At 73.8% G+C, this 18,482-nt stretch carries 15 protein-coding genes and 1 pseudogene; 5 read left to right on the top strand and 11 right to left on the bottom strand.

Going from position 1 to position 18,482, the window contains the following annotated elements:
* Positions 1-177 precede the first annotated feature (177 nt).
* Positions 178-1,383 carry a lysostaphin resistance A-like protein gene (locus tag O2W17_RS20065; RefSeq protein WP_442864589.1) on the bottom strand — a complete coding sequence of 402 codons (1,206 nt, stop codon included), beginning with the start codon at positions 1,381-1,383 and terminating at the stop codon, positions 178-180.
* Between the two features lie 519 nt (positions 1,384-1,902).
* On the bottom strand, positions 1,903-2,514 hold the full coding sequence (locus tag O2W17_RS20060; protein ID WP_269194222.1) for a GNAT family N-acetyltransferase: 612 nt from the start codon (positions 2,512-2,514) through the stop codon (positions 1,903-1,905).
* A gap of 185 nt (positions 2,515-2,699) precedes the next feature.
* Here O2W17_RS20060 and O2W17_RS20055 point away from each other — a divergent pair, with 185 nt between their 5' ends.
* Positions 2,700-6,044, top strand: coding sequence for an AfsR/SARP family transcriptional regulator (locus O2W17_RS20055; RefSeq protein WP_269194221.1), 3,345 nt, complete (start codon positions 2,700-2,702; stop codon positions 6,042-6,044).
* 30 nt (positions 6,045-6,074) lie between these two features.
* Here O2W17_RS20055 and O2W17_RS20050 read toward each other — a convergent pair whose 3' ends face one another.
* The 8 genes and pseudogenes from O2W17_RS20050 to O2W17_RS20020 form a co-directional block, all read right to left on the bottom strand.
* Positions 6,075-7,091 carry an alpha/beta fold hydrolase gene (locus O2W17_RS20050; protein ID WP_269194220.1) on the bottom strand — a complete coding sequence of 339 codons (1,017 nt, stop codon included), beginning with the start codon at positions 7,089-7,091 and terminating at the stop codon, positions 6,075-6,077.
* A gap of 144 nt (positions 7,092-7,235) precedes the next feature.
* Positions 7,236-7,565, bottom strand: coding sequence for an ATP-binding cassette domain-containing protein (locus O2W17_RS20045; RefSeq protein ID WP_442864586.1), 330 nt, complete (start codon positions 7,563-7,565; stop codon positions 7,236-7,238).
* A 35-nt stretch (positions 7,566-7,600) separates the two neighbouring features.
* Positions 7,601-7,750, bottom strand: a pseudogene (locus tag O2W17_RS22330) (DUF6544 family protein); the annotation flags it as partial.
* A 103-nt stretch (positions 7,751-7,853) separates the two neighbouring features.
* Positions 7,854-8,822, bottom strand: a complete 969-nt coding sequence (locus O2W17_RS20040) for an alpha/beta hydrolase family protein (protein ID WP_269194218.1) — start codon at positions 8,820-8,822, stop codon at positions 7,854-7,856.
* A gap of 38 nt (positions 8,823-8,860) precedes the next feature.
* The gene (locus tag O2W17_RS20035; RefSeq protein WP_269194217.1) at positions 8,861-9,208 is read right to left on the bottom strand and encodes a hypothetical protein; all 348 of its coding nucleotides are present in this window, start codon (positions 9,206-9,208) and stop codon (positions 8,861-8,863) included.
* 134 nt (positions 9,209-9,342) lie between these two features.
* Positions 9,343-9,888: a GNAT family N-acetyltransferase gene (locus O2W17_RS20030; protein WP_269194216.1), complete on the bottom strand. Its 546-nt coding sequence runs from the start codon at positions 9,886-9,888 to the stop codon at positions 9,343-9,345.
* Positions 9,885-10,511, bottom strand: coding sequence for a class I SAM-dependent methyltransferase (locus tag O2W17_RS20025; protein ID WP_269194215.1), 627 nt, complete (start codon positions 10,509-10,511; stop codon positions 9,885-9,887). The genes O2W17_RS20030 and O2W17_RS20025 overlap by 4 nt, the downstream gene beginning before the upstream one ends.
* A complete protein-coding gene (locus O2W17_RS20020; RefSeq protein WP_269194214.1) occupies positions 10,508-11,221 on the bottom strand; it encodes a phosphatase PAP2 family protein in 714 nt (237 codons plus the stop codon). The genes O2W17_RS20025 and O2W17_RS20020 overlap by 4 nt, the downstream gene beginning before the upstream one ends.
* 207 nt (positions 11,222-11,428) lie before the next feature.
* Between O2W17_RS20020 and O2W17_RS20015 the strand changes: the two genes are divergently transcribed.
* Together O2W17_RS20015 and O2W17_RS20010 are read left to right on the top strand one after the other, a co-directional pair.
* A complete protein-coding gene (locus tag O2W17_RS20015; RefSeq protein ID WP_269194213.1) occupies positions 11,429-12,232 on the top strand; it encodes an ABC transporter ATP-binding protein in 804 nt (267 codons plus the stop codon).
* Position 12,233: 1 nt separating this feature from the next.
* Positions 12,234-14,768 (top strand): ABC transporter permease, encoded by a 2,535-nt coding sequence (locus O2W17_RS20010; protein WP_269194212.1) that lies wholly within the window; start codon positions 12,234-12,236, stop codon positions 14,766-14,768.
* Between the two features lie 69 nt (positions 14,769-14,837).
* On the opposite strand, the gene O2W17_RS20005 is transcribed toward O2W17_RS20010, so the two are convergent.
* Positions 14,838-16,484: a sensor histidine kinase gene (locus O2W17_RS20005; RefSeq protein ID WP_269194211.1), complete on the bottom strand. Its 1,647-nt coding sequence runs from the start codon at positions 16,482-16,484 to the stop codon at positions 14,838-14,840.
* Between the two features lie 133 nt (positions 16,485-16,617).
* Here O2W17_RS20005 and O2W17_RS20000 point away from each other — a divergent pair, with 133 nt between their 5' ends.
* Both O2W17_RS20000 and O2W17_RS19995 read left to right on the top strand, forming a co-directional pair.
* Complete coding sequence (locus O2W17_RS20000) at positions 16,618-17,814, top strand: sensor histidine kinase (protein ID WP_269194210.1); 1,197 nt, start codon at positions 16,618-16,620, stop codon at positions 17,812-17,814.
* Positions 17,811-18,476 carry a response regulator gene (locus O2W17_RS19995; RefSeq protein WP_269194209.1) on the top strand — a complete coding sequence of 222 codons (666 nt, stop codon included), beginning with the start codon at positions 17,811-17,813 and terminating at the stop codon, positions 18,474-18,476. Before O2W17_RS20000 ends, O2W17_RS19995 begins: the two co-directional genes overlap by 4 nt.
* The last annotated feature ends 6 nt before the right edge of the window (positions 18,477-18,482 follow it).

The following is an 18,482-nucleotide window of genomic DNA, read 5'->3' as shown; positions in this document are numbered from 1 at the left end:
AGGTCCGCGCAGGCGGCCGGTCGGCGCAGCCGGCGCCATGGAGTTCGAGCTGGCGCGGCAACGACGTCAGCGTTTCGACGACCATGCCAATCAGCCTTCTGTGGGCTGCAGCTGTTGTGGCTTGGATGCGCGTCCCGCTACCTCGGCTCGGCGCGGGTGCGGCATTGAAGTCGCCTCTCAAGGCGCCGCAGGAGCGGCCGTTAGGGGTGCCTCGGTGAGGGGGCGGGTGGCGAGGGCGCAAAGCGCGTAGCCGTCGCTGATCACCACGGCGGCTGCAACGGCACTGATCCGGTGATCCGGCACGAGCCACCAGGCAGCCGTGACGGAGAGCGTGCGCGCTATGGCGTGGACGAGGCCCAGGGGGTGGCCGATGATCCAGCCGAACGCGACCCAGTGCAGGCCGAGTCCGATCCCCAGGGTGAGAGGCAGGTGGCTCGGCGCGAGCGCGAAGACGGTCAGGTGCACGGCCCACAGCAGGTTGACCATGATCACGCAGCGACCCGTCAGCCCCGCCAGCACGCTCGGGTTGTCCAGGAGCCGTTCGCCGAGCCGCTGAGCGATCACCATCCCGAGGGGGAAGATCGCCCCCGTGGCGAACGGCAGCACCAGGGTGGCGGTGGACGCGGGCAGGAACAGCGTCACGATGCCGACCACCGCCCACACGAAGGCGCCCGCCAGTGGCAGGGCCAACGATCGGCCGGCGTGCCGGGCGAAGTCCGCACGCAAGGCCTCCACGTGGGCCAGCTCGTCGCCCTGGTCGTCGCCGGTGAACGCCGATGGCACCTGGGGCCGGCTCACGGTCGGCCGCCTGACACGGGAGCAGGGCTGGGGGCCGGCGCCCGCGAGCCGCCTTCCACCCCGAGGTCGGCCGACCTCACCGTGAGCGTGCCGCGGGTCGGCCTGAGCCAGACGAGGGCAAGCACGCCCAGACAGGAAGGCCGCGATCTCGACCGGCCCTCCCGGCCCGATGTCGGTCAGGAACGGGTCGGGGGAAATGCGAGTGTTCGCCGATAGGTCCTCGCTGCCGGCGATGTCCGTGCGGGAGAAGCCGGCGTTGTAGGTGATGTTGTACGTGGCGTGCGCACCGATCACGAGAGCCAGGTTGCCGCTGTACACGTAGATGACGCCGAAGACCACGCCGGCCAGGATCCAGGTCAGGATGAACGCCGGGATCTCTGCCTGCCCGAGGTGGTCCAGTCCGAACACGATCGAGCTGACCGCCACGCCTCCGGCGACGGCACGGCGGGGAGACAGCCATCGCCGAAGTCCGTCAGCTGCATTGCACACGAACACCCCACGGAGGACGAGTTCGTCCGCGGCGGCTCGATGAAGCGAGTGGCCTCGGCCGTCGCCGAGGGCTCCACCGTCGTGTCGCTGGTGCACCGGGCACTGGCCACGGACGCCGACGCCGGTTCCAGTGACGGCGCCCACGGCTGGCAGTACGGATCACCAGGTCAGGGGCGGCCTTTGGGGCCAGTGACGGGAAGACAGCCATATGTCGGTCGCGAGCGCGCTCGTGCAACGGCGGCACGAGAGGCGGACTTCCCGTCGGTACCCGGAGGCGCGCAGCGACTTGGCCGCAGCGACCGGGACCACGACCCAACCGGCGGCGGGCCGAGGGCGCCAAGACCGATAGGTCGCCGCCCAAGCAGCGCGTCGGACTGGAACAGGCGCGTGACCCCGTCAGCCACGGGATCGTGTGCCCGCGAGCCGCGTGCAGGTGCTCGGCGGCGTGCTGGGTGACCCTAGCCCGCGGCGATCGCGTGTCGCACGCGCTGAAGAACGCCGCCCACCTGGCGACCGCCATCCGGCAACGGTGGTCGACGTGTTGCGCAACAGAGGCCAGCAGCTGACCGCGGAGCACTCCGCTCGCGGCCTGACGCCGCACGTCCATGCCGGCGCCTACGTTCCCTGCGCCGGCCGCTCCATGATCCACACGTGCGGCGCTCCGCCGGGCGGGTCCCACTCAACCCGGACCGCAAAGCCGAGTCGTTCGTAGAGCCGGACGTTGGCCACGTCGGAGGTCTCCAGCACCGCGGCCATGCTCTGGGTATCCAGCACACGGAGCCCGTCTGTGACCAGTGCTGAGGCGATGCCCCGTCCCCGCCACTGCGGGTGTGTCCCCACGCATCCCAGGAACCAGTGCGGCTCCTTCGGTCGCAAGCGCACACCGGCGGCCTCCGCCTCCTCGAGCGCCGCGGCCCGATCGCCGAGCAGTCGCGGCACCTCCCGGGCCAGCAGCTCAGCCGTCGCCGCCGACAGCGGCGCGGAGTCCGGCCGGGACCAGCACGCGGCCCCGACCACTTGACCGTCCTCCTCGGCTACCCACGTTCCCTGCAGCTCCGCGCCGGCGAGCCCGGCCTGCCATCGGTAGAGCGCCATGAGCCGCTCTCGCCGTCGTTCCTCGCCGAACGCCCACCGGATCCAGGGGTAGTCGTCGAACGCCTCGGCGAGAACGTCGCCCACCGCCGGGGCGTCGGCCACAGTCGCCGGGCGGATCGTCCTAGTCGTCATGGTCCAATCCTGGCGTCCGCCGCTGCCCGGCCCCAGATGCGAGGGGCACGATGGCGGGAAACCAAGCAGACGCCGACCGCGCGGGGCGGTGGCGCCGCAGGGGGCAGCACACCGGACCGGCACGATGCACCCGTCACAGGATCGTTCCTTGACCGGGACGCATGGGTGCTGCCTACCGTGGCCCGGTGCGGGCGCTGCTGCTCGGACCGCTCGAGGTGCTCGACGACGCGGGCGCCCCGCTGACCGTGCCCGGGGCCAAGCAGCGCCGGCTGCTCGCCCTGCTCGCCGTGCATGCCGGGGAGGTCGTCTCCGCCGACCGGATCGTCGACGTGCTGTGGGGTGAGGAGCCTCTCCGGGACCCGACGAACGCCGTGCAGGCCAAGATCGCCCAGCTGCGACGGCTCCTCGAGCCGCGGCGCGACGGGGCGCCGCCGCGGGTGCTGGTCCGCCGCGCCCCCGGATACCTGCTCGACCTGGCCGCAGACGACGTCGACGTGACGGTGTTCGCCCGCCTCGCCGGCCAGGGCCGGGACGCGCTCGCCGCGGGCGACGCCGCGGCCGCGGCCGACCGGTTCCGCTCCGCGCTGGCACTGTGGCGGGGTCCGCCGCTGGCGGAGTTCGCTGGGGAGGAGTTCGCCGCGCCCGCCGTCGCCCGCTGGGAGGAGGAGCACGCCGCTGTCGTGGAGGACCGGATCGAGGCCGACCTGGCCCTCAGCGGCGCAGGTGCGCTGGTGCCGGAGCTGCAGGACCTGGTCGCCGCCCACCCGACCCGGGAGCGGCTGCGGGCCCTGCTGATGCGGGCGCTCTACGCGGCCGGGCGGCAGGCCGACGCGCTGGCCGCCTTCCACGACGCCCGCCGGTTCCTCGACGACGAGCTCGGGGTGGCGCCGGGACCGCAGCTGCGGGCCGCCTTCGAGGCGGTCCTGCACCAGGACCCGGCGCTGACGAGCACCTCGTCGGCGCGCCCGAGACCCGCAGCCCCGCGGGTGCCGAACGCGGCGCGGCTGCCGGCACCGCTGACGCCGATCGTCGGCCGGGCGGAGGAGGTCGACGCGGTGGCCGCCCTGCTCGGCGCCAGCCGGCTGGTCACGCTGACCGGGCCGGGCGGCGTCGGCAAAACGCGGCTGGCGCTGGAGGTCGCCCACCGGATCGGTGAGAACGGCGACGGCCCGTGGTGGGTGGACCTCTCCGTCGTCGGCTCCCCCGCCGAGCTCCTGCCGGAGATCGCCGCCGCGCTGGGCCTGGCCGACGAGCGGGCGGTCGGTGGCGCGGCCGCGGACCCGCGGGCGCGGTTGGTCTCCGCCCTCGCCGAGCGGCCGGTGCTGCTCGTCCTGGACGACGTCGAGCACCTCGTCCCGGCGGTCGCCGAGCTGGCCCGGGAACTGCTCACGGCCGCCCCCGGGCTCAGGCTCCTGGTCACCAGCCGCGAGCCGCTGGGCCTGCCCGGTGAACAGGTGTGCTCCGTCGCACCGCTGGGCTGCCCGCCGCAAGGCGCTGCCGGCGACCCCGACGATCTGCGCCGCTCCCCTGCAGTGGAGCTGTTTCTCGACCGGGTCGCCGCCGCCGCCCCCGGCTTCAGGCTGGACGAGGCGACCGCCCCCGCGGTCGGCGCCGTCTGCCGGGAGCTCGACGGCCTGCCGCTGGCTCTGGAGCTGGCCGCCGCGAAGGTGCGCACCCTCGGGGTGACCGAGCTGGCCCGCCGGCTCGACGACCGGTTCCGGCTGCTGGCCTCGCGAGCCGGCGGCCCGCGCCGGCGGCAGACCCTGCTGGCCGTCGTGCGGTGGAGCTGGGACCTCCTCGACGACGCCGAGCGGACCCTGCTGGCCCGGCTGTCGGTGCTCGGCGGCCGCTGGCCACTGACCGCCGCCGAGCGGGTGGGCGCAGACGCGCGTCCGAAGTCCGGGTGGACGGACGAGGTGGCCGGGGAGCCGGTCGCCGACCTGCTGGCGCGGCTGGTCGACAAGTCGCTCGTGGTCGTCGAGGCAACGGCCGACGGGGCTCCCCGCTACCGGCTGCTGGAGACCGTCCGGCGCTTCGCCGCCGACCGGCTGGCCGAACGCGGCGAGCAGGACGAGGCCCGCGAAGCCCTCGTCTCATACGTCGGTGAGCTGGCCGCGCCGGCGACGACGGCGCTGCGCAGCGCCGGCCAGCTGGAGACGGCCCGCCGGCTGGACCAGGAGCGGGCCAACATCCGCGCCGCCCTGACCTATGCCGCCGACGCCGGCGACCGTGCGCCGTTCACCCGGCTGGTCACCGATCTGTGCTGGTACTGGTACCTCACCGGCCAGCCCGAGGAGGCGCTGCGCTGGCTGCGACTCGCCGCCGTGACGACCCGGACCGACCCCAGTCCCGAGACCGCCCTTGCCGTGCTGTGGGCCGCCTTCCTCGACGCGGCCGCGGAGGGGCCGGCCGCGTCATGGCCCCGGACCGCCAACCTGCTTCCCGCACTGGACGCGGGCACGGCCGAGCAGCGGGTGATCGGCGGCTGCCTGGCCGTGGTGCTGGCCCGCGGCGCCGGTGACGCCGAGGCCGCCGAGCGGATCGCCACCGCCACCCGCTGGGTGGCCGTGGCCGCCGACGACCGGCACGGCCTGGCCACGCTGGACTACCTGGACGCGTTGCCGCCGGCCCAGCGCGGCGACCTGGCCACCGCCGGGGAACTGCTGGCCGTGGCGCTGGACCGCTTCGCCGAGGCCGGCGACCGCTGGGGGCAGGTGCAGAGCCTCAACGGCCTGTACACCATGGCCGAGGCGGCCGGGGACCTCGACCGGGCCAGCGAAATCCTGGACCGGGCGCTGCCGCTGGCCGGTGAGCTGGGCGTCCGGGAGATGCAGGCGGTACTCCTCACCCGTGCCGCTTCGCTGGCCCTGCGCCGGGGGAACGCCGCCGAAGCCGCGGCAGCCGCGGAGCGGGCGAGGTCGGCCGCAGCGGAGGTCGGTTCCGTCCTGGTGACCGCGATGGCCGAGCACACCGCCGGCCTGGCCGCCCGCGGGCTCGGTCAGCTGGTCGCGGCCGCCGCGGCGCAGGAGGCCGCCCTCGCCGCATACCGCCGGGCCGGCGTCGCCGTCGGGGCCGCAGCGACTCTGCGGGAACTGGGCACCGTGGCGCAGCTGACCGGGAACGCCGACCGGGCGCGCCGGCTCCACCGCGAGGCACTGCAGCACGCGCGGGCGGGCGGCGACCCCCGCCTGGTCGCCTCGGTCCTCGAGGCGGTCGCCGTCGCCACCGCCGCCGGCCTCCCGGCCACCGGGACGGACGGTGCGGCGACCGGCGAGCACTCCTCCGCCGCCCGGCAGGTGCTGCGGGTCCTAGGCGCCGCCTGCGCCCTCCGCGGCGGCGGCCCCCCGGACGACCCGGCCGAGATGGAGGACGCGACCGCCCGCGCCCGGATCATCCTCGGTGAGTCGATAGGAGAGCCCGCCGCACCGGAGGCCGCCGCCGTGGAGCGGCTGCTCGACGAGCTCACCGCGCTACCGGACCACAAGCCCGGCCCGGTCGCGGACACCGGTGGGCCGGGCCGGTCACACTGACCGGCCCGGCCCACCGGGTCTTGTCGGGCTTCAGCTCCCGCGGACCTCGCGGATGAGGTCGAGGACCGTGGCGGCCACCGTCGCGGCGTGGTCCCGGTCGGTGAGCACCGTGAAGTGCGTGGCTCCGTGCACCACGGTCCGGCGGGCATCGGACGACAGGCCCGTCAGCTTCTCGTGTAGCACCAACTGGCGCTCCAGCAGTGCGGTCTGCGACGGGTCGTCGGAGGCGTCGGAGGTGTCGGCGCTGAGAATTCGCACCGGCAGGTCACCCAGGATCCGGTCGCGGGCTCCGTCGGCGATCACGTCGAAGGCCTCGAACTCTGCCGCCATCGCTGAGGCGGCCCGCGGCGAGGCGCTCCACGCGGCGTAGGAGGCGGCAGCCTCCTCGGGCATCCCGACGGTCAACGCCTCGGCCGGGTTGTACAGCAGGGTGACGCCCAGCCACGAGGCGACCTTCATCAGCAACACTCCCGTCGACGCGCTGTCCACCGTCGCCTGCAGCTCCGGCGGCAGGTCGGTGTACTGGTCTTCGTGCGAGGGGTCGACCAGGACCACGCCGGCTGTGTCCTCCGGATAGGTGGCGGCGAACGTGCGGGCGAACAGACCGCCCAGCGAGTGCCCGACCAGTACGTACGGGCCTTCCTCGCCGATGGCGTCCAGCGCCGTCCGCAGGTCCCGGACCTCGGCAGCAGGGTCCACCGGGCCGTCGCGGTCGTCACTCCGGCCGATCCCGGCCCGGTCGTAGGAGATCACCCGGACGTCGTCGGCCACCATGCCCTGCACCCACGCCCAGGCCGTCGACGGCGTGCCCATGCCCGCCTCCAGGACGACGGTCGGTCCGGTGCCGCGTGGGCCCTCGGCATGCAGGTGCAGCCGATGGCCGCCGACGTCGACCAGCCGCCCCGGCGCCGGGTGCTCGGACGCGTTGCGGTGCTGCACCAGGGCCTGCGCGCCGGCACCGAGAACGGCCAGCAGCCCCAGCACCAGGACGAGGCCGGTGGCTGCGCGCAGGATGCGGCGCGGCCAGGACCGCCTGCGGCGCTCCATACCGTCGCGGGGGGTACGGACGAGGGACTGTGCGGACATCGGAACCTCCGGACGTCGAGTCGGTACGGCCCCGAAGGTGTCCCCCTGCTCTGACGCGACTCTGACGCGGCCCTGACGTCCCCGCTCCCCGGGGGTGCTAGGGCGTCACCGGTCGAGATCCGACCGAGGCCAAGGAGCCAGGTCCTGCTGCATCTGCCGGTCGTGGGTGGCGACGACCACCGCAGCGTCGGTGGCCGCCAACGCGTCGGTGAGCTCGTCGCCCAGCGCGATCGACAGGTGGTTGGTCGGCTCGTCCAGGAGCAGCACGTGCGGCCGCGCCGCCAGGACCATCGCCAGGTCCAGCCGCCGCTGCTGCCCCATCGACAGCTCCCACACGGGCCTGGCGCAGTTCGGCCGACCGGAACAGACCCAGCCCGGAAAGGGACACGGACTCCTGTCCTCGAAGGACGCCGTTGCGCACCGGTGCCCGCACATGGACGGCGAAGACCTCGGCCGGCGAGGCGGAATCGGGTCTGTCCGTGCATGGACAGTTCCACTGCCTCCCACAGCGGGGTGCCAGGGGCGATCGCGTGGGTCAGCCAGCGGCGCGCCGGCTCGGGCAGGTCCGAGACCATCGCCGGGTGGAAGACCCCAGGCTGCTGGGTGTCGTGGGCCTCCACGAGCAGCGCCGGGCGGACGGTCGGTGTCACCGGGTCCCCGGCAGGTGTCGGCTGCTACCCCGGCCGGCGCAGGTCGCCACCGGAGCGCCCGAGGGCGCTGCCGTCACGAGGAGGCCTCGTCCCGGGGCAGGAAGCCAGGCTCCCCGGCGGAGGACGAGCGAGGCGGCACCGACGACACCCACGAGGTGACCAGGTCGAGCACCTGCTCGTCGACGGGACGGCGGGTCTCGCGCTTGTAGGCCGCCAGTGACGGTGGGCCGGGCTGCCGCCGCAGAACATGGGTGAGGTCCGGGACGAGGTGCACCTCGACCGGTCCTGGCACCGTCGCCGCGATCACTTCGAGGTCCTCCGGCTTGACCTGCAGGTCCTTGCTCCCGGTCACTGCGAGCACCGGCACGTGAATGCGCGCGAGGTCGTGCCGCGGGTCATGGGCCAGGAACTCGCGGTGCCACTTCGCGTTGAACCGGCGACCGCCCATCCGCACGACGTCGGCCGTGGTCTGCTCGATGCGGCGGTGGTTCGCGGCGACCTTGGCGACGAGGTCGACCCGCAGCAGGCGCATCACGGCCCGCACCGGGGCCGGCAGTGTCGGAGCGATCTGCTCGGCCTGCCAGAGCAGGAGTTCCCGGCCAGTGGTCGCGCTGCCGCTGAGGAGGACCACCCCGGCGACATCCGCCTCGTCCGCCGCCACCGCGGCGGCCAGCTGGGCCCCCTCGCTGTGTCCCACGACGACCACCCGGCCGGCGTCCACGCCGGGCTGTCGCAGCACGGCCTGGAGTGCGGCGGCGGCGTCGTCGCGGTTGTCGCTCAGGCCGGCGGCTCGCCAGTCGCCGGAGCTGGCTCCGGCGCCGCGCTTGTCGTAGCGCAGGCTGGCCACGCCGGCACCCACGAAGGCTCCGGCGAGGTCCCGGGTGATGCCCAGGCGTAGGCGGCGGTGGTCGGAGTTGCGGTCGACCGGGCCGGAGCCGGGGATGAGCAGGGCGGCCGGGTGCGGGCCGGGTCCGTCCGGCAGGGTCAAGGTGGCGGCCAGGGTGTGGCCGGCCGAGGGGATCACCAGATCGGTGTCGGGCACGGTCGTCCTCCAGGAGCAGGAGTGGCGCGGGTCGGGGGTCAGCGCGCGGCGGAGATGGCCGCGGCGGTCGCCTCGGGGTCGGCGACCTCGAGTAGCAGCGCGTCGTACGTGGCGTGGGCCAAGGTCAGGCGCAGCGCCGGGCGCCCCCGACGGACCGCCACCACGGTCTTGCGCTTCTTGCGACGCCAGGTCCCGATCTTGCGCAGGCCGGGGACGCCGAGTCCGGGGGCGCGGATGCCGACTGCCGCGCGCAGCCCGTCCGGGACGACGTCGACGCTGCGGACGGCGGTGATCGGGATCTCGAGGTCGCGGAGGAGGCCGGCGATCTTCTCGGCCGGGTGGAAGTGGACCCGCAGCAGCTCTGCGGTCACGTGTGCGGTGGGCATGCCTCGACGATGGCCGACCCACCTCGCGACCACGTCGTTCTCGAGAATGGACTCCACCCAGTACTCCGGGAGGAGGTGGCCGGCCGGAGTCGGCAGCGAGATGGAGGGTCGACCGCCGTCGCCGCAGGGCTCGCTCAGGTCGCTGCGAGAAGCTCTCTGCCCATGCACACGCGCGGCCACCTGTCGAGGCCGAGCGCAGCTTCTCGCCGACGGATCACGCGCAGTCCCGCCGTCCATTCGTGCTCGTCCAGGACGCGGAAGCCGCACCGGCGGTAGTAAGGCGCGTTCCACGGCACGTGCGCGAAGGTGGTCAGGGTGAGCGCCGACAGGCCACCGGCCACTGCGTGCGCCGCGGCGCGCTCCAGGAGTGAGCGGCCGATGCCCCGGCGGGCGTAGCCGGGGTGGACCGACACCTGCTCGACGTGCAGCCCGGCGTCCACGGGGTCGGCGAGGAGGTAGGCGACCGGCTGGTCGAGCTGACCGACTGCCACCCATGCCAGTCCCGTCCGCCGGTAGCGGTCCAGGACGCCGATCGGCAGCGGGTCGTCGTCCGCGATCTCAGGCATCCCGACGTCCGCGAAGCACTGCCCCGCGGCGCGCTCGATCTCCCGCACCGTCTCCAGCTCTCCTGCGAGGACGAGCCGGATGCGCGGAGGTGGGAACGAGCGCTCGGCCGTCACGATCTCGCCCTCGGCGCCGGGACCGGACGATCGGTGCGCCGCGCGACCAACCGGTGCACTCGCCGTGCGGACGACGCGCTGGCCCCCTCCTCCTCGTGCAGGATGTCCGTGCCCTGCAACGCCGCGCGGACGAGGCGCGCGTCGAACGCGGCGTACAGCCGTCCGGCGTGGTCCCGGACGAGACCGCGTTCGGTGACCCGCCAGCGGAGGTAGAGCGTGCCGCCGGAGTCCAGCAGGGAGACCAGCCGCCGCACGGCCGGCACGACCGTTCCGGGAGGCAGGTGCATGATCACCGTCTCGCACGGGACGTTGGTATACGCGCCGCTCGGCACGCCGTCCAGGCCCGGCAGGGACGCCGCCGCGAACGGCACCTCGGGGTGCCGACGACGGGCCTCGCCCAGGAGACCCGAGGACGCGTCGTAGCCGATTGCGTCGACCCCTCGGGCCGCCAACCAAGCGGTGTCCCGGCCGCTGCCGCACCCGGCATCGGCGGTCCGGCCGTGACGGAAGAACCTCTCGACCACCGCATGGAGGTCGACCGGCGACGGCTGGCCCTCCCAGTCGTCGACGTGGCCAGCGGGGTCGCGGTCGTAGGCGGCCACGGTGTCGCGGTCGGCGATCACGCGTCTCCTCGCCGCCGGCTCCCTATGGGCCGCCGCGGCTCGGTCGCCAGGAGCGACCCGAGCAGCGGCACACCGCTCACGGTGGTCACCAGTCGGGTCGCCGGGCCGCGCAGCAGGAACACCAGCAGCGACACGACGACGGCACCGAGCACCAGACCGTCCATCACGTCGTGCGGGTAGTGCACCCCGAGACCCACGCGGGCCGCTGCGACCGCCAGGGCGAGCAGCGTGGCGATCGGCCACCACCGGAAGATCGTCCAGATCAGCGCAGCGGCCAGAGCGGCCGCGAGGGTCGCGTGGTTGCTCGGCAGGGACCAGTCGCCGACGGGCGGGCACTCGGCGATGGCGTCGAGGCCGGGAACGGCGCGGCACGGGCGGTCCTGGGCGACCAGCACCTTCGCCAGCTCGCTGACGACCAGGGCCACCAGCACGCCCGCACCGCCGACGACGGCGGTGGCCACGGAACGAGGCCCGCGAGCGCGCGCCTGCCACGCCGAAGCCGCGAGCAGCAGTGCCAGCAGCACCAGCCCGCCCTCGCTCGCGCCGGCCAGCGCGTGCTGCCCCCACGTGGGCCAGTCCGCAACCGCGCCGGCGGCGGAACGGGCGGCCTGGGAGCTCGGGGTGTCGTTGGTCAACAGGAACACGGCGGCCCCACCCAGCAGCAGAACCGGCGCTGCAACCGGCCGCACTGTCGTCCACTTCGTCGTCATGACGTCGATGCTCCGCACGACGACGGCCGGACGGCTCGTGCGCCGGGACCGACCCCCGGTCCTCCTCGAGGAGGAGACAGGTCCCGACCTCCTCCTCCAGACCCACGCGCGGATCCCTCCGTCCGGCCGATGGCCGGGCGCGCTCCCGCCTCGACGATTCATGACGTCGCAGGAGCTGCGGCGCCCACGGACCACCGAGGAGGGATCGTGACAACGGTCCAGCAGGGAACGACCGCAGCAGATGCGCTCGCGGCCGCCCACACGTACGCCGCCCGCGGAGCGGCGCTGAGCAAGGTGTACGGCGACGGTGACACTCGCGTGGTCGCCCTGGATGCCGTCGACGTCGAGTTCCGCCGCGGTCAGTTCACCGCGATCATGGGGCCGTCGGGCTCGGGCAAGTCGACGCTGATGCACTGCATGGCGGGATTGGACAGCCTGACCTCGGGACGGGCGTGGATCGGCGAGACCGAGATCAGCGCCCTGGACGACAAGGGCCTCACCCGGCTGCGTCGGGACAAGGTCGGCTTCATCTTCCAGGCTTTCAACCTGCTGCCCACGCTGACCGCGCTGGAGAACATCACGCTGCCCATGGACATCGCCGGTCGCACCCCCGACCAGGCCTGGCTGGACGGTGTCATCGACGCCGTGGGCCTGCGGGAGCGGCTGCGGCACCGACCGACCGAGCTGTCCGGCGGGCAGCAGCAGCGCGTCGCCTGTGCCCGTGCCCTGGCGAGCCGGCCGGACATCATCTTCGCCGACGAGCCCACCGGGAACCTCGACTCCCGCAGCGGCGCCTCGGTGCTGTCGTTCCTGCGCACCTCGGTGCGGGAGATGGGCCAGACCGTCGTGATGGTGACCCACGATCCGTCGGCCGCTTCGTACGCCGACCGGGTGCTGTTCCTGGCCGACGGGCGCATCGTCGACGAGATGGCGGCGCCGACCGCCGACCGGGTGCTCGAGCGCATGAAGGCCTTCGACACCGCCGGCCGCGGCGCCACCGGGGTGATCTGAGATGTGGCGGACCACCTGGCGCAGCCTGATGGCGCACAAGCTGCGGCTCGCCTTCTCCGGATTGGCCATCGTGCTCGGCGTCGCCTTCGTCGCCGGCACCATGATCTTCACCGACACCCTGAACCGGACCTTCACCGCGCTGTTCGAGAGCACCGCGGCCGACGTCAGCGTCGAGCCCGCGGCGGCCTTCGAAGAGGGCGTCAACGGACCCAGCGGCACCACCGCCCACCTGCCCTCGGCCTTGGTGGAGCAGGTGCGCGCCGTCGACGGCGTGGCCGGGGCCGAGGGGTACGTGCAGACCGAGGGCGTCTACGTCCTGGACCGGGACGGCGACGTGCTCGACACCGGTGGTGCACCGGGCGTGGGCGTCAGCTGGTTCGACGACCGGGACCTGTCACCGAGCGAGCTCACCGACGGGCGGGCACCGGCTCGCGACGGCGAGGTCGCGCTCGACCAGGCGACGGCCGAGGAGATCGGCTACACCGTCGGCGACCGCGTCACCCTGCTCACCCCGGGGCCGCGTATCGAGGCCGAGGTCGTCGGCATCTTCACGTTCGGTGAGGACGGCGGGCTGGCCGGTGCCTCCCTGACCGCGTTCGAGCTGGGGACCGCGCAGACGCTCCTCGGACTGGGGGACGGCTTCACCGGCATCAACGTGCTCGCCGCCGACGGGGTGTCCCACGACGAGCTCCGGAGCCGCGTCGCCGCCGCCGTCGGGCGCGACTACGACGTGACGACCGCGCAGGAGCAGGCCGACGAGCAGTCGGCGGCGCTGGAGGAAGGGCTCTCCTTCATCACCGTGCTGCTGACCGCGTTCGCCGGCATCGCCCTGTTCGTAGGGTCGTTCATCATCCTCAACACGTTCTCCATGCTCGTCGCCCAGCGCACGCGGGAGCTGGCTCTGCTGCGCGCCCTGGGCGCCGGCCGCGGCCAGGTGACCCGGTCGGTGCTCACCGAGGCCCTCGTCATGGGCCTCCTCGGTTCGACCCTCGGACTGCTGGGCGGGTTCGGGATCGCCTCGGCCCTGCGGGCGCTGTTCGGGAGCTTCGGCCTGACGCTGGACGGGAACCTGGTCCTCTCGGCGGGCACGATCGCCTGGTCCTACGCCGTCGGCGTCGTGGTCACGCTGGTCGCGGCGTACCTGCCGGCCCGTAGGGCGGCGGCAACCCCGCCGGTCGCGGCCATGCGCGACGACCACGTGGCCGCGGAGCGCTCGCTGCGCAGGCGCACCCTCACCGGTTCGGTGCTGGCCGCCGTCGGTGGCGGTGCGCTGACCACCAGCCTCCTGGCCGACGGTGGGGGCGCCGCCCAGCTGGTCGGGTTCGGCGGGCTGAGCCTGGTCCTGGCCGCCATCGCGCTGAGCCCGGTCCTGGCACGGCCGTTCGCCCGGTCCGTGGGCGCCATCCTGCCCCGGATGTGGGGAACGACCGGGCACCTCGCCCGGGAGAACGCCCAGCGCAACCCCCGGCGGACGGCGGCCACGGCATCAGCGCTGATGGTCGGCCTCGCTCTGGTGACGGCCTTCAGCATCCTCGGTGCCTCGACCAACGCCTCGGTCGACAAGCTGATCGGCACCTCGTTGAGGGCCGACTACGTCGTCTCCACGGCGGTGGGTCAACCCTTCACCCCGGAGATCGCCGACCGGCTGCGCGCGATCGACGAGGTCGACGCCATCACCCAGGAGCGGTTCGGCCAGGCGATGCTCGACGGGCAGGGGACCCTGCTAGCCGCGGTCGACCCCGCGACGCTGGACAGCACCGTGCTGCTGGACTACGTCGACGGCAGCAGTGCAGGACTGCTGGGCCGTGGTCTGGTGGTCGACGAGCCGACGGCAGACAGCCACGGCTGGGACGTCGGTGACACCGTGGAGATGGTGACGGCCACCGGGGACACAGCACAGCTGACGGTCGGCGGCATCTTCACTGCCAACCAGGTGATCGCACCGGCGGTCGTGTCGCTGGAGACCTTCACCGTCACGGGCGGCGCGGAGCTGGACCGGTACGTCTTCGTGGACGTCGCGGACGGCGCGGGCACCGCGTCCGTGCGATCGGCCATCGAGACGGCGATCGATCCCTACGCAGTCGTGACCCTCAAGGACCGCGACGAGTTCGCCGGCGAGCAGAAGGGTCAGGTCGACCAGATCCTGATGCTAATCAACGCCCTGCTGGTGCTGTCGGTGCTGATCGCCGTCCTGGGCATCGTCAACACCCTGGCGATGTCGGTGCTCGAGCGGACCCGCGAGGTGGGTCTGCTCCGGGCGATCGGCATGACCCGCGCCCAGCTGCGCCGGATGGTCCGGCTCGAGTCGGTGCTCATCTCGGTGTACGGCTCGGTGCTGGGGCTCGGGCTGGGCGCGCTGATCGGGGTCGGCCTCAGCCGGGCGCTCTCCGACCAGGGCATCTCGGAGTTGGTCGTTCCGGGCGGGCGGCTGGTCCTGTTCCTCGCCATCGGCGCGGTGATCGGCGTCCTGGCCGCCGTCTGGCCGGCCCGGCGCGCGGCGCGGATGCAGGTCCTCGACGCCATCGCCACCACCTGATCGGCGCACTGAGGGCCATCACGACGGACGGAGGGGCGCCCCGCGCGGGGCGCCCCTCCGGTCCCCGTCTCAGGCGGGGAGTGGGACCCGGACCACGAGCCGGGTGCCCCACCCGGGCGCGCTGTCCACGCGGATCGTGCCGCCGCAGAGCTCCGCTCGTTCCTGCATCGTCCGCTGCCCGTGGCCCCCCACCCAGCGGGCGGCGGGGTCGAACCCGCACCCGTTGTCACTGACTGTGAGGACGACGTCGGGGCCGCACACCTCAAGGGCGACGGTCGTCCGGGAGGCGCTGGCATGCTTGAGGCAGTTGTGCAGCGCCTCCCCCACGATCCGCACCAGGTGCTCGGTGGTCTCGACCCCCACGGGCGGCACCGCGTCGTCGAACTGCAGCTCCACCGGCAGCCCGTGGCGCGAGGTGCAGGTGGTCGCCAGATCGCGCAGCGCTTCCCGCAGGTCGACGGGCGGCGGGGAGTCGTCCCGGCGCATCCCGGAGACCATCTGCCGGAGCTGGGCGACCGCTTCCCTGGACAGGACCTCCAGGTCCCGCGCCGCCTCGGCCACGACCTCGGGAGCGCCCGCGGCCAGCCCCCGCTGGATGGCCTGCGCTCGTGCGTGGATCGAGAACAGTGCAGCACTCACCGAGTCGTGCAAGTCCCGGCCGAGCCGGTGCCGTTCCAGCTCGGCGGCGTGCGCGGCGGCCTGTTCCCGGAGTTGCTCGTCGGCCAGCGCCACCGACGCGTGCGCTCCGAGGGCCGACCACGAGGTCAGCTCCGCCTTCGTGGGCGCGGTGACGGTGGCCGGCAGCAGCAGGACGAGGGCACCGACGATCTGCCCGCCTCGGTGCAACGGCACCTTGACCGACCCCTCCCACGCCAGTCCGGCGGTCAGCGCGGCGATGATCGCCGTCGACGGCGACGCGGCCAGCCGGGTCCGCCCGTCTGACAGCAGCATGAGCCGCCCCGTCGTCAGCTGGTCACCGCCGGGCAGATCGGCCAGCCGCAGATCGGCAGCGTGCACTGCGTCGTCGAGCTCCTCGGGCAGCCCGGCGCCGGCGCCCAGGGCGAGCCGCCCGTCGGGGCACTCCACGAGCACCAGGCAGGCCACCGCGCGCGACCGCGCGACGGCCTCCTCGGCCAGGGAGTCCAGGACGTCGCCCACCGAACCGCCCTCGGCGATGCGGGCGGCCGCCGCGCCCAGGGCCACCGCGTCCTGACCGGCACTGGCCAGACCGAAGGTGGGGTGGAAGATCGCCGGAGCCAGCTCCTTGCCGCCCGCGTGCAGCACAGAGCCCGACCACGTGATGCCGACCTCGCGGCCGTCCGGCCGCACGATCGTGTTGGCGTAGAAGCCGGTGTCCCCGTCCCGCTGGTCGTGCTCCAGGGCCAGGAGATACGCCCGCTCGTGCTCCGGGAACGACAGGAGGTAGTCCTCGCCCTGCAGCTCGGCGAACGAACGGCCGACGAGGCGGCAGCCGCTGGGGTTGAGGTACACCCACCGGTGGTCGTCGCCGGTCACGCAGACGCCGTAGCCGGAGGTCTCCAGCATCTCCACCAGCGCGTCCAGTCCCAGCTCCCGCAGGACCGCGGCGCCGGCGGACGCGGACCCGCTGTCCGGCGCGGCGGGGAGGGCGTCGACGCCCGGGTCCACCCCCGGCACCTCCCCCACGCCCGCGGATCGCCTCGCGTCGTCGGTGGTCGCGCTGTCGGTCCTCCCCACGGCTGGACAGGCTACTGAGCCACCGGCCGTCGGTGAGCTGTTTCCGACCTCCTCCTCCGAGAGGAGGAAGTCGTGGCGGATCGGTCCTCGAGGAGGATCCGTCCCACCCGCGGAGTGACCTACCGTTCCCCACGTGCGACGACTGGCCGCCGCAGCGGCGGACTTCCTGCGGCGACACGCGGCGCGGCTCGATGCCGCGCTCGGCGCCCTGGTCGCCGCGCTCGGTGTCCTGTCGCTCTGGTCGACGCCGGCGCTGGCGACGTTCGACCACCGGGAACCGGACGCGTTCGGTGTCGGGCTGACCCTGCTCGCCGGTGCGGCCGTCGCCGTGCGGACCCGCTGGCCCGTGCCGGCGCTCCTCGTCGCCTGCGGCGCGTCCCTGATACCGCTCCAACTGGGCTACCCGCAGAGCGTGGCCAGCTTCGCGCCACTGCTCATCCTCTACACCGTCGCCGCCCGGCGGCCGATGTCGGTGAGCGCACCGGCCGCAGCGCTCGTGTACCTGCTGGTGGGACTGCTCCTGGTCGCCGGACCGATGCCGACCACCCTCGCGGACTGGGTCAGCAACAGCTTCATGATCGTCGCGGTCTGGGCCGTCGGCCGGTCCGTGCGCAGCCGTCGGGCCGAGAGCGCCGGCCGCGAGGAGCGCAACCGCGCCCTCTTCGAAGCACGTGAGGCCCGCGCGCGAGCCACAGAGGTGGACGAACGCGCCGCGATCGCCCGGGAGATGCACGATCTGGTCACCCACGGCATCACGGAACTGACCGTGCAGACCTCGGCGGCCCGACGGCTCCTGCGCAGCGACCCGGACACCGCCGAGCAGCTGCTGACCGACGTGGAGAGAAGGGGCCGCGACGCCATCGCCGAGATGCGCCGGGTCCTGGACGTCCTGCGCCCCGCCGAGGACACGGCGGCGCTGCGACCCCAGCCCGGTCTCGCCGACCTCGAGGCCCTCCTCGACGACGCGCGCGCCGACGGCATGGAGGTCCAGCTGCTCATCAGCGGCACGCCCGCTGACGTCGAGCAGGGGGTGGGCCTGACCGCCTACCGGATCGTCCAGGAAGCCCTGCGGAACATCCGGCAGCACGCCGGGCGGGCCACCGCCCGGGTCACCCTCGACTGGAGACAGGGGTGCCTGTGCCTGGTCGTCGAGGACGACGGCCGCGGCGCCCTGAGCTGGTTCACCGACTTCCCACCCGACGGCCACGGTCTGAACTCGCTCCGCGAGCGCGTCGCGGCCTACGGCGGCAGCCTGCGGACCGGACCTCGCCGCGGAGGCGGCTTCACCGTCACCGCCACCCTCCCGACGAACACCCGGAGCCAGTCATGACGATCCGCGTCCTACTCGTGGACGACCAGCCGCTGCTGCGTACCGGCTTCCGCCTGATCTTGCAGACCGAGCCGGACATCGAGGTCGTCGGCGAGGCCGCCGACGGCGAGGTCGCCCTCGCCCAAGCCCGCGCACTGCACCCTGATGTCGTCCTCATGGACATCCGCATGCCGCGCATGGACGGCGTCGAGGCCACCCGTCGGCTCGGCGATCTCGACACCCCGCCACGCGTGCTGGTGCTGACGACCTACGACCTCGACGAGTACGTGGTCGAGTCACTCCGTGCCGGGGCATCGGGGTTCCTGCTCAAGGACGTCCCCGCCGACGACCTCGTCGAGGCCGTCCGCGTGGTCCACCGTGGCGAGGCGGTCGTCGCCCCCCGGGTCACGCGCCGCCTGCTCGACCGCTTCGCCCGGCAGCTGCCGGCCACCACGACGACCGCGCCGGCGCCCCTCCCCCAGCTCACGGAACGCGAGCACCAGGTGCTGCTGCTCGTGGCCCGGGGGCTGTCCAACGCCGAGATCGCCAGGGAGCTCGTCCTCAGCGAGACGACGGTGAAGACCCACGTGAGCAACGTGCTCATGAAGCTGGGCCTGCGCGACCGGGTCCAGGCCGTCGTGCTCGCCTACGAGCGCGGGCTGATCACGCCGGCCGGGTCGTGAGGACCA

It is taken from the genome of Blastococcus sp. VKM Ac-2987 (assembly GCF_026967805.1).
Lineage (GTDB): Bacteria > Actinomycetota > Actinomycetes > Mycobacteriales > Geodermatophilaceae > Blastococcus.
The sequence above is the reverse complement of the archived record's forward strand: the minus strand, read 5'-3'. Positions and strand labels throughout refer to the sequence as shown.

Bases quoted from the DNA above. Each gene is read 5' to 3' on its own strand.
- O2W17_RS20060 (WP_269194222.1), bottom strand. From the start codon at position 2,514: ATGACGACTAGGACGATCCGCCCGGCGACTGTGGCCGACGCCCCGGCG.
- O2W17_RS20050 (WP_269194220.1), bottom strand. From the start codon at position 7,091: ATGGAGCGCCGCAGGCGGTCCTGGCCGCGCCGCATCCTGCGCGCAGCC.
- O2W17_RS20045 (WP_442864586.1), bottom strand. From the start codon at position 7,565: ATGTGCGGGCACCGGTGCGCAACGGCGTCCTTCGAGGACAGGAGTCCG.
- O2W17_RS20035 (WP_269194217.1), bottom strand. From the start codon at position 9,208: ATGCCCACCGCACACGTGACCGCAGAGCTGCTGCGGGTCCACTTCCAC.
- O2W17_RS20020 (WP_269194214.1), bottom strand. From the start codon at position 11,221: ATGACGACGAAGTGGACGACAGTGCGGCCGGTTGCAGCGCCGGTTCTG.
- O2W17_RS20010 (WP_269194212.1), top strand. From the start codon at position 12,234: ATGTGGCGGACCACCTGGCGCAGCCTGATGGCGCACAAGCTGCGGCTC.
- O2W17_RS19995 (WP_269194209.1), top strand. From the start codon at position 17,811: ATGACGATCCGCGTCCTACTCGTGGACGACCAGCCGCTGCTGCGTACC.